Origin of the sequence: Paenibacillus sp. FSL R10-2736, assembly GCF_038000245.1 — a bacterium.
Taxonomy (GTDB): domain Bacteria; phylum Bacillota; class Bacilli; order Paenibacillales; family Paenibacillaceae; genus Paenibacillus_AQ; species Paenibacillus_AQ phytohabitans.
Map to the genome: position 1 here is coordinate 3,695,713 of NZ_JBBOBN010000001.1, position 10,867 is coordinate 3,706,579.

Annotated in this window: 9 protein-coding genes; 2 read left to right on the plus strand and 7 right to left on the minus strand. The window is 49.7% G+C overall.

The window, feature by feature from the left end; genetic code table 11:
* Positions 1–47: 47 nt before the first annotated feature.
* Both NSQ73_RS15920 and NSQ73_RS15925 read right to left on the minus strand, forming a co-directional pair.
* Complete coding sequence (locus NSQ73_RS15920) at positions 48–764, minus strand: response regulator (protein ID WP_039291624.1); 717 nt, start codon at positions 762–764, stop codon at positions 48–50.
* On the minus strand, positions 757–3,417 hold the full coding sequence (locus tag NSQ73_RS15925) for a sensor histidine kinase KdpD (protein WP_340987229.1): 2,661 nt from the start codon (positions 3,415–3,417) through the stop codon (positions 757–759). The genes NSQ73_RS15920 and NSQ73_RS15925 overlap by 8 nt, the downstream gene beginning before the upstream one ends.
* Positions 3,418–3,640: 223 nt before the next feature.
* Between NSQ73_RS15925 and NSQ73_RS15930 the strand changes: the two genes are divergently transcribed.
* Both NSQ73_RS15930 and NSQ73_RS15935 read left to right on the plus strand, forming a co-directional pair.
* Positions 3,641–4,624 (plus strand): SHOCT domain-containing protein, encoded by a 984-nt coding sequence (locus tag NSQ73_RS15930; protein WP_340987230.1) that lies wholly within the window; start codon positions 3,641–3,643, stop codon positions 4,622–4,624.
* Between the two features lie 352 nt (positions 4,625–4,976).
* Entirely contained in the window at positions 4,977–5,660 is a 684-nt protein-coding gene (locus tag NSQ73_RS15935) for a YitT family protein (RefSeq protein ID WP_340987231.1), read from the plus strand.
* A gap of 59 nt (positions 5,661–5,719) precedes the next feature.
* Here the strand turns inward: NSQ73_RS15935 and NSQ73_RS15940 are convergent, their stop codons facing one another.
* The 5 genes from NSQ73_RS15940 to NSQ73_RS15960 all read right to left on the minus strand — a co-directional run bounded on the left by NSQ73_RS15940 (position 5,720) and on the right by NSQ73_RS15960 (position 10,790).
* On the minus strand, positions 5,720–6,139 hold the full coding sequence (locus NSQ73_RS15940; protein ID WP_171719475.1) for an FMN-binding protein: 420 nt from the start codon (positions 6,137–6,139) through the stop codon (positions 5,720–5,722).
* Between the two features lie 42 nt (positions 6,140–6,181).
* A complete protein-coding gene (locus tag NSQ73_RS15945) occupies positions 6,182–6,958 on the minus strand; it encodes a flavodoxin family protein (protein ID WP_340987232.1) in 777 nt (258 codons plus the stop codon).
* A 255-nt stretch (positions 6,959–7,213) separates the two neighbouring features.
* The gene (locus NSQ73_RS15950; RefSeq protein WP_340987233.1) at positions 7,214–8,125 is read right to left on the minus strand and encodes a fumarylacetoacetate hydrolase family protein; all 912 of its coding nucleotides are present in this window, start codon (positions 8,123–8,125) and stop codon (positions 7,214–7,216) included.
* Between the two features lie 14 nt (positions 8,126–8,139).
* Positions 8,140–9,060 (minus strand): alpha/beta hydrolase, encoded by a 921-nt coding sequence (locus NSQ73_RS15955; protein WP_340987234.1) that lies wholly within the window; start codon positions 9,058–9,060, stop codon positions 8,140–8,142.
* A 128-nt stretch (positions 9,061–9,188) separates the two neighbouring features.
* Positions 9,189–10,790, minus strand: a complete 1,602-nt coding sequence (locus NSQ73_RS15960) for a peptide ABC transporter substrate-binding protein (protein WP_340987235.1) — start codon at positions 10,788–10,790, stop codon at positions 9,189–9,191.
* Positions 10,791–10,867 lie beyond the last annotated feature (77 nt).

Below are 10,867 nucleotides of genomic sequence, written 5' to 3' on the forward strand. Positions count from 1 at the left end.
TATGGAAGTTATTTGGAACCGGAGCTGTGCGGATTCCGCCAGCCGGTTCAGATCACCTTGCTGTCGTCTCCCGCCTGGAGCATCCGGTAACCGACACCAATATGCGTCTGGATAATCTTCGGCTGTGAGGGTGTGCTCTCGATCTTCTTCCGGAGCGTAGCCATAAATACACGCAGTGCCGGAATATCATACGTATGGCTGCCCCAGATTTCATGCAGGATGTAATTATGGGTCAATACCTTACCCACATTCTTGGCCAGCAGGCACAGCAGCTTATATTCAATCGGTGTCAGATGAATTTCTTCATCCTCAAGCCAGACACAGCCTGCCGAGTAATCGATCCGCAAATTCCCGTTGGTAAAAACAGACGAATCCTTCATCAGCTTCTCGCTGTCCCCCCGGATCCGGCGCAGACTAACCCGCAGCCTGGCCAGCAGCTCCTCCACGCTAAACGGCTTGGTCAGATAATCATCTGCCCCCGCATCGAGCGCTTCAATCTTGTCCCGGTCTTCACTGCGCGCACTGACCACAATAATCGGAATATTGGACCAGGCCCGGACCTTCCGGATAATATCGACACCGTCCATATCGGGCAGCCCCAAATCCAGAATCATGATATCCGGCTGACTGGATACGGCCTCCAGAATTGAAGCTTCCCCTGTCTCGGCCGTATGATATTTATAGCCCTGGGTCTCCAGTGTTGTCGTAATCAGCTTGCGGATAGGTTTGTCATCCTCTACCACAAGTATCAAAGGTTTATTCATGGACGTTCACCTCTTCTGCCTGCAGGGTGAAGCTGAATACCGTCCCCTGCGGTGCGTGATCTCGTAATTCAATATTGCCGCCATGGGCGTGGATAATCGACTTGCAGAGTGCCAGCCCTAGGCCTAATCCGCGCCTGCCGTCGCCGCGCACGTTGTCTGCCGTGTAGAACATCTCGAACACCTTGGCTTTGGCTTCAGCTGAAATGCCGGGGCCATCATCAGCAACCTCCACCACTACCCAGCCCGCCTCGCGTCTGGCGGATACCGTTATATGTGACCCGGATTGAGTATATTTGATCGCGTTATCCACCAGATTGATGATGACCTGAATAATCAGCCGTGAATCCATTCTGGCCATGAGCAGCTCATCCTCCAGCCGGATCTCAATGTGATGCTCATCCTTATTGCGGTTTACATGCAGCAGCGCTTCAGCAATCACTTCCTCCAGCAGCTCCGCCTGAAAATTGAGGTGAAGGGCGCCGTTATCGATCCGGGTAATGGACAGCAGATTCTCCACCAGATTGATCAGCCACATGGAATCATCGTAGATATCGTTATACAGTTCCTTCTTCTGCTCTTCATTCAGGACCATCGAATTGCCGATCAGGATGCCCGCATTGCCGGAAATACTCGTAAGCGGTGTGCGCAGATCATGTGAAATGCCCCGCAGCAGATTGGTGCGCAGCTGTTCCTGCTGGATTTGCAGAGAGATTTCCTTTTGCTTTTCATTCAGCTTATCTTTCTCCAGGGCAAGGGCACATTCACCCAGCATGGCAATCATCAGGCTTTTCTCAAAAACCTCCAGCGGTTCTTCCTGCTCCATTACAATGCCCGCCACCGCAAAGACCGTATCCCCTCCGCGTACCGCATGATACAGACAATGAGCTGCCGAGAACGTATCTGTAGAAGCTCCTGCCCGCTTATTATTCTGCAGCACCCATTCCGCAACCTTGCGTTCATCATCGAAGATATAGCTCTGGGGATCAACTGCAGCTTCCTCCTTGGCAAAAATCAGCGGTTCGGCAAGCTCCCCCTCCACTACCTCATAGACTATAATGCTCCGGTCCAGCAGCTTGACCATCTGCAGTGCCGTTTCGTTGATGATTGCCGGAGTATCCTTGGCCTGCTGCAGCTTCCGGCTTGTCTCGAGCAGAACTTCGGTACGGTAAGCCTTCTGCGCGGATTCCCGGGCTTGCTCCTTAACCCTCAAAGTCAAGGTGCTCGTAATGAACGAGGCTGAGAACATCACCAGAAAAGTCACCGGGTAACCGGAATCATAGGCCTGCAGAGAGAAAAAAGGCGCAGTAAAAAAATAATTAAAGACAAGCACACTCAAAATCGAAGTTACCCCGCTGTACAACCGCCCTTTTGTAACCATCGCATCCAGCAGAACACCAAGAATATATACGGTAATAATATTAGCTTCACTGAAGCCGAGATGCTTGAACCACAACCCGATTAAAGTACAAACCGCCAGGATGCCTATAGTTTTACCTGTATCAGCCAGCGTCAGATGCGGAGATTTGGCATATTGCGGGAACTTTTTGTACAAGGAAGGCCCATTATCCGGAATAATGTAAATATCAATATTCGGAGCGGACGCCGTCAGCTTGTCGACAATGTTAGATTTGGCCGGCCAGCGGGTTTTGTGCTGCGAACGTCCCAGAACGATCTTGGAGACCCGGCTTGTTTTGGCGTATTCGGCAATTTGTCCGGGAACATCCTCCCCATATACGGTCGCGACCTGTGCCCCGAGCTGCTCTGCCAGTCTCAGATTCTCACGCAGCTCTGCCTTGTTCTTGGCGGTTAATTCTTTTGTCCTCGACGTTTCCACATACAGTGCCGTGAACGTTCCATGCAGGGCGTCGGCCATTCTGGCCGCAGTGCGGATCACCTTCTTGCTGGAGATTGCCGAGGACAGGCAGACCAGTATATGATCCTTCGTATAAAAGGTAGCACTGGCCGCCTTCTCCCCGAGCTGAACGGCAATTCTGTTCAGCTGGTCAGCTGTATAACGCAGTGCAATTTCCCGCAGGGCAATCAGCTTTTCGGGAATAAAGAAACCGGCATGTTTCTGCTGCAGCTGTTCATCCGGGTATATCCGGCCTTTCTTTAAACGGTCTATCAGATCGCCGGGTCCGACATCAACAAACTCCACCAGATCCGCACGGTCAAATACGCTGTCCGGAATACGCTCCAGCACAGGAATACCCGTTATGGAGGTCACGACATCGGTCAGACTCTCTATATGTTCCACATTTACCGTGGTGTATACGTTAATTCCAGCCCGCAGCAGCTCCTCCACATCCTGATATCTTCTTTTGTGTCGGCCTCCCGGAGCATTGGTGTGGGCGAGATCATCAACCAGGATCAGCTCCGGCCTTCTGCGGATCGCGAGGTCAATGTCAAACTCCCGGACTATTTCCCCGTGAATAGATATTTCCAGCGGTGGAAGACGCTCAAGCCCTGACAGCAGCTCCGCCGTATCTGCTCTGTTATGAGACTCGATAAAGCCTGCGGCCACCTGAATACCTTCCTTTTGTTCTTCATGGGCGGCATAGAGCATAGCACAGGTCTTACCTGCCCCGGGTGCGTATCCGAAGAATATTTTCAGCCTGCCCCGCTGCTTCTCATCCGTTGTGTATCCTGCCATTCGATTGGTCCTTCCTATATGGCATCATGCCGTGCGTTCGTACTCTTAATGATAGCGTCAGTATATCATGTGCACAATCAGCATGACATTATGGAATTGGCTGTGGCATTAAGATTGCATTAAGATGAGGGGAGGGATGGCAGTATTTAGGAGGTGATCCGCAGGCGGTGCCGAATATTGTAGAGTAGCAAATTTCAACATACCGATTCTAAGGAGATCTGAGATGACAAACGAACAGCAATCCGGGCAAGGGACAATGGAGATGATTTTGGCTGGTGCAGTGAAGCTTCCCGGGGTACAGGTAGACCGGAGTGAATTCCTTGCTCAGCAGTTTGCCAAATATGATACTTATGGAAATATGAGTACCATTCTGGAAAGAGGACCGCTTGAGGCCGGGATCAGCCTATCGGTCATTGACAAACTAGCCAAGACGCTAATTGAAAAGCGTACTATCTTAAGTACTGCAGCCTCCACAGCAGCCGGACTTCCGGGAGGATTAGCCATGGCGGCGACCATTCCGGCAGACACCCTGCAGTTTTTTGGCGTAGCGATGCGCTTGTCCCAGGAATTAGCCTACCTGTATGGAGGCGCGGATCTGTGGCAAGGCAACACCCCGGATTCGGAGCAGGTTAGCCGTGAGCTTACGTTATATCTGGGAGTGATGTTCGGAGTGGCCGGCTCTGCTTCGATGCTGCGCATTCTGAACGCACCTAATTCCCGGCAGCTGCTGAATGAGCAGACCCGGCAAGACTTGGCCCAAACGATGTATTACCCGCTGCTGAAGAAAATCTCTTCTTATATCGGGATTAAAATCACCAAGAAAACCTTTGCCCAAGGCGCATCCAAGTTCATACCTGTTCTGGGCGGACTTCTCTCCGGCGGGATGACCTATTTCTCCATGAAGCCTATGGGGCACCGCCTGCGGGAAGCTTTGTACGATGCTTGCGATCATTATTCAGAGGCTCAGCTGGCGCAGGATAGGGATAAGGTACAGCGTGCGGTTGCAGATTCGGAGATTAATGTAATTGAAGGCGAATTTTTTGACTTAGGGTTTGATTCGAAGCCAGAGCCGGCAACAACTGCTGCTGCAAGACCGGAGAAATTTAGTGCCGCGGATGAACTGCTGAAATTCAAGCAGCTGCTGGATATGGGCGCAATTACGCAAGAGGAATTCGACCGGAAGAAATCCGAGCTGCTGAACAGCTGATTTCTCGCATGAATCTTGAAGAGCTAGGACCTCTGCTGTGGCAGGAGGCTTAGCTCTTTTTTTGTGAGTAAAATTCATGATGCTCTAATCTTGCAAGAAACATAAGTGAGAAAATATAACATGTATGTTCTTGTTTAATAACAGCCTCTGCTTCAAGAATTGGCGACAAGACTGCACTGCCAGCTCAACATAAATAATCCGAAAAACCAAACGTATCAAGCGTAACTTTATCCTTTTAAAGGATATACGCGCACAAGCGGACGCGCAGCAATGCATGTTTTTGCCGGATTTCCGAACTCCCTTTATAATCATAACAATGATTCAATATAGAGATGGAGTGAGTAAACCTGACATGAATACAATTCAACTGGAGTTCACTGAGCAAAGAAATATCAGGGCCAGCCAGAGATTACAACAAGGAATACTGCAAATCCTCAAGGTGCTGCTGGGCACATTTATCGTGAGCATTGGTGTACTTATCCTCAAGCATTCCGAGATCATCACCGGTGGAACCGTCGGTTTGTCGCTCAGTTTATCCTATTGGTTGGGTACTTCTTTCTCCGTTACGTATCTTCTGGTCAACATCCCCTTTTACGTGCTGTCCCTGTTCAAAATGGGCTGGAAATTCACCGTATCCACGCTGTTCGCTGTCTCCGCTTTAAGCTTGATGTCAGCTGCGGCTGCCCGCTTGCCTGAATTCGTTCTTCCGGGCTGGTTCGGAGCAGCAATCGGCGGCTCTGTCATGGGTCTCGGGATGTCCTACTTGTTCCTGAACGGCTCATCGCTGGGCGGGAGCAATATCCTGGCTCTAATTTTCCATAAAAAGTTCGGCTGGAATCCGGGGAAAGTTATGTTCGTGCTAGACGGTCTGATCATCGCCGGGTCGTTCTACTCCATCGGGCTGTTCAAGGGGATCTACTCCGTTCTTTCGATTGTCATCCTGTCCTTCATGATTCATTTGTTCAAAAGCCGCTTCGCTGCTCCGGCCAAAGCCCCGGCCCAAACCCGTATCGTCCCGGCGGCGGAAGCTTCTTAATTGACATTATTGAAGCAGCCTCAGCCAAGTCAGCGATCCCGAGTATTGGTTAATGCTTGTTACCGCTGCGCTTGATCAAGTGCATCTTCTATCGCTTTGAGATAAGCCTTGCTCGTAAGCGTAGCGCCGCTGATACTGTCTACCTGCAGCGATTGAGCCTGGATCACTCTGCCGAACAGCTCCTCCGTAGAAGCCGCAGGCTGATTCTCCGCGTGCTCCAGCAGCTTAATCGCTGTTACTTTCTGCGCTGCAATAGTTACCTGAACCGTATTCGCCCTCCATTTATACATCCCGCCTGCGTATTCACCCACATAATTGCCTGCATGCAGCTGTTTGAAATCCACTTCACCGATTTGAACATTCCGGGCTTCACGCCGCTCTTTCTCCGTGAACAGCCAGCCTGCAGCAAGTCCAACCAATACAATAATAATTACAGAAATGCACATAATGAGCAGGTTGCGTTTCCACTTTGGTTTCACTTCAATCCCCCATTCTCCGTGAATGAATATTATCTTATTCATTCATATTTTAGCGTTCTTAGCCATTCTTCGACCGATCCGATCAAATAGGCGTCCGGCCAGTCTTTTGAAGAGGCCCAGAGGAACTTTATAATAATAAGCCGACTCAAACCAGCCGTTATCCTTGTAATGCCGGTAATCTTTGGACTTGTCATCCAGCATGTTATGAATACTGGTCCGGGACAAGCGGAACAGCATCAGTCTGAACAACGTGGGCACCGGAGGGGACGAACGCATAAGCCCTTTGTAGAATCTGGCGGCGGCCTTGCGGATTTCCTGTGAATTTTTCACCCGGGCAGCTTGTGTTATCGGCTCCATCGTATGAAGCACACAGCCACGGGTTACCTGGAAGCCCAGATTCTCCCCCATACTGCTAAGATATTTGACGATACCCTTGCCGCCGTGAATGCCCTGGTTGACGACCGCTGTATAGGTCTTGCCGAAGAACTGCGGCCGATGGAATACATAAGCCAGCCGGTCCAGCAGATTCTTCATCGATGCCGATACATGGAATGCATAATTCGGAGTGGCCATAATAACGCCGTCGGAGTTCTCCATCTTCCCGATCAGCACATCCCGGTCATCTTTGAGCGGACAGAATTCTTCGCCTTTACTGAAGCAGACCTTGCAGCCCCGGCAGAACTCAAGCCTGTAATCCTTCAGGAAAATGTACTCAAACTCAATCTCCCCGTATGTCCTTAGCTGAGCTTCAAATTCGCAGACTGCCTTGTACGTGGCATGCTTTTGCTGATTACCAATGATTGCGGTGACTTTCTTCATGACTGTCCCTCCAGAGTAGTGATGAGATCCTACTTTCATTTCGAATCTTTGTGAATGAATATAATTTTATTCATTCATTTCATATAATAACATAGATATGCCCCGTTGTCTGTCCGGATTCTGCTTGATCTTGAACGATTAGTGAAGACTTGCTACTTATTATTGTGTCCCTTCCGGCATGTTAAAAAGGCCACAAGCGTTATCCGCTCATGACCTCATCATGCCCTTATAGTATTCAACCGGGATTAGTCCATACTAAATTGTCATCGTATTCGTCAACCGTCCCAGCTTCTCGATCTCTACGGTTACTGTATCCCCGGTTTGCAGATATACCTGCTGCTCCGGCGGATACCCCAGCATAACGCCTTCCGGAGTACCTGTCATAATCATATCTCCCGGCTCCAGTGTGAAATGCTGTGAAATATAGCTGATAATCTCATCACACTTAAAGATCATATCGGCTGTATTGGATGACTGGCGAAGCTCGCCGTTCACAGTACACGAAATCGCAAGCTGGTTCGGGTCCCCCACTTCATCCGCAGTTACGAGATAAGGTCCGACCGGAGCGAATTTATCACAGGTTTTGCCCAGGAGCCACTGCTGGGTCCGCATCTGCAGATCGCGGGCGGAGAGGTCATTGCCGCAGCAGTATCCATAAACGTACTTATAGGCTTCCTCCCTGGAGACATTCCGGGCCGTCCGGCCCATCACGATTACAAGCTCGGCCTCATAGTCTACTTTCTGCGAGGCAGCAGGCAACGGTACCGGCTCCAGATGAGCTGCCAGCGCGTTATTGAATTTGCTGAACAGAATTAGCGTCTGCGGTATAGGAGCATTCGTTTCTTCTGCGTGCTTGCGGTAATTGAGTCCGATACAGATGATTTTGCCGGGACTGGGAACACAGGGGGCAATCTGCAGCGTGGATTCGTCGAGCAGAACTACGGTATCTGATTCTGGCACAGTTAATCCGCTTACTGCCTGCCCGGCAAGTCCGTTAAGGTGCGATAGCATTTCCGGCCCTCCGGCAATTACATCCTGCAGTGTTACGGAGCTTGTTCCTTTCAGGTAACCAGATGCTGTCAAAGCATGTTCAACATCCAGTATGCCAGCTTCCGTATGTACTCCCAGCCGGGTGACGCCCTCTTGAATATAGGATAGTAGTTTCATATCTAAACCGCCCTTTATAGTCTTGTAATAAAAGCTTGGACAATACCGAGCACTTCATCAGACCAGAAGTCCGGGCCGCCATGATCGGCTCCCTCTATTTTGTAGAACTCAACATCCTTGCCCTTTTGCTTCAGGTCGTTGTACAGCAGCACACTTTGCTCAAAAGGAACCAGACGATCCTTATTGCCATGGATTATTAGGATAGGCGGAATATCCACTTCCTGCGAAATATGATTCATAATAATGGTTGGTTCCGCCTGCACCGGATTCTCCAGTACATTCAGACCTCCGATCAACAGACCTTCGGGAGAATCTGCTCCGGCATGGTCCATCGTAGAGTGCGCCTCATTCATCCGGGTAATATCTGTAGGACCGTAGTAGTCGATGATTCCCTTCACTTCGCAGGATAATCCGTCGTACACATCCGTATCGAGCGTCTTGTCATGCGGAGTTATCCCCGTCATCACCGCCGTATGACCGCCGGAGGAGTCTCCCCAAATTACGATTTGTTCCGGATCAATATTAAACTGCCCGGCATTCTTCCGCAGATACCTTATAGCTGTCTTGACATCCTGGATCTGCGCGGGGAACGGCGCTATGTCTGACGGGCGGTATTCCACGATTGCAACAGCATAGCCTTGTCTGGATATCCAGGACAGCGGTGCGAGATTCGCATCCAGATGCTGCTGCCTCCATGCCGAACCTTGCACGAACACCAGCAGCGGCCAGGTTGCATCCGGACGTTCATGCTGTGACGGTAATATCAGATGCATATGCAGAGGCCGACCGCCCCTCTCGCAATAGGTATGATTATGCAGCACCGTGCAATAGACCGCGTCAGGATTCATAGTCAGCACTTTCATCCCCGCCGCTGTCGCTTCCGATGCAGGGAATGCTTTGTAGCTGAGCTCTCTGGGTTCAATCCGCATCATCATTTGCCTCCTGTTGAAATCAGTTGAGTAAATTTTACCACTTCTATTCATGCCTTGTCTTGCCGATGCGTTCAGGTGCAAAAAAAAGAGCTGCGGTAAGATACCGAGCTCCTGTATAGATTCTCCTAAATTTACATCCAAAACCCTCTTGTAAAAGCTATAGACCCGTCGTAGTCGACGTATACATTTTGGATTGAAGGATTATGCAGTACACCGGAAACACAATAAAACAGCGGGAGAATCACCATTTGGTCGATAAGCATTTTTTCAGCTTTCGTATAGATTTGCATGCGTATAACAGGATCTGCCGTTTGCCGGGCTTCCTTTATATAAGCGTCATACCATTCATCGCTCCAGCCTGAATCATTATCCGGACTCCAGGAGGTGAACAGCTCCAGCATAGATGCCGGATCATTGAAATCAGCGCCCCAACCAGCTCTAGCCACCGAGAAATTCTGATTCACCCGGTTATCCATCAGCTCTGGCCAGCTCTGAACCTCAATGCTTGCCTGAATGCCAAGCTTCTCTTTCCAATCCGAAATGACAGTCTCTGCAATGGAAGCATGGTCGCCTTCATCATTCATAATAATTGTAAATTCTGGAAGGGTAGTCAAACCTTCTTCACGCAGCCCTTCTTCCAGCAGCGCCTTGGCCATTGCAGCATCTTCTTTAAAATAGGCTTTGTCGGAGACCTCTGACCTGAAATTCAGCTTCGCCCCGTGAATGCTTGGGGGAACAACTCCAAATGCAGGAGTACCGTAACGCAGTCCTTCGCGGTCAACGGCCATAGCCAATGCCTTACGTATTTTCAGATTCTTGAAAGGAGCCTTATTCAGATTGAATTGATAGTAATAATTAGATGCATAAGGCGCTTCATAAGTAAGCTTGGAGGTTCTGTAATCTATAGAAGATGAATCCAGAATCTCTTGTCCTCCCCCTCCAACCCAATCCACCTCTTTATTGACGAAAGCAGCCGTCGGATTTGCAGTTCCGGCTTTTGGCAGAAGCAAGCGTACCTCAGACAGCTTGATTTCTTTGGCCGCATAATAATCCGGATTCTTACCTAGAATAATTTCTTTGTAGGACCACTGCTTCAGCTTAAATGGACCATTAGTTACCATTGATTTGATGTCTGTTGCCCATTTGCTGTTGGCCTTTGCGGTCTTCGGGTACACCGGCAGATAGATGCTCTCCGCGAGCAGCTGGATGAAATAGGAGCTCTTCTCCTTTAATGTGACCTGAAGAGTAGTTTTATTCAACGCCTTTACGCCGATTTTGGCAGCATCCTTGAGAATTCCCTCGTTGTAGTTCTGCGCATTATTAATCATGTACATATTAAAAGCGTAGACATGCTTTGCTTCCGGTGCGAGCGCCCGCTTCCAGGCATACTCGAAGTCCGAGGCCAGCACCTGCTGCCCATTGCTCCATTTCGCATTCGAACGAAGGGTGAAGGTGTAGGTTAGGCCATCATTCGATAGGGTCCATGATTTTGCGATTGCCGGCACAGCCTGGCCAGCAGCATTCAGGCGGACCAAGCCTTCGAACAATCCTTTGACAACCGTAACTGAACTGTCATCTGCAATTACTGCCGGGTCAAGTACCTCTGGAAGACTTCCCAGACCAATACGCAATACCTTATCAGCTTGTGCAGCATATGAACTGCCCGTCTCTCCCGTGAGCGTTACACTCATCATTAAACCTACTGCCAAAATGATATAAAGCAACCTTTTCATCAACGTTTCCCCTTTGTATAGCCATTATGTATTAGTAATAGGATAGCATGGAGGGCAGATATTACGCTGTCGTAATT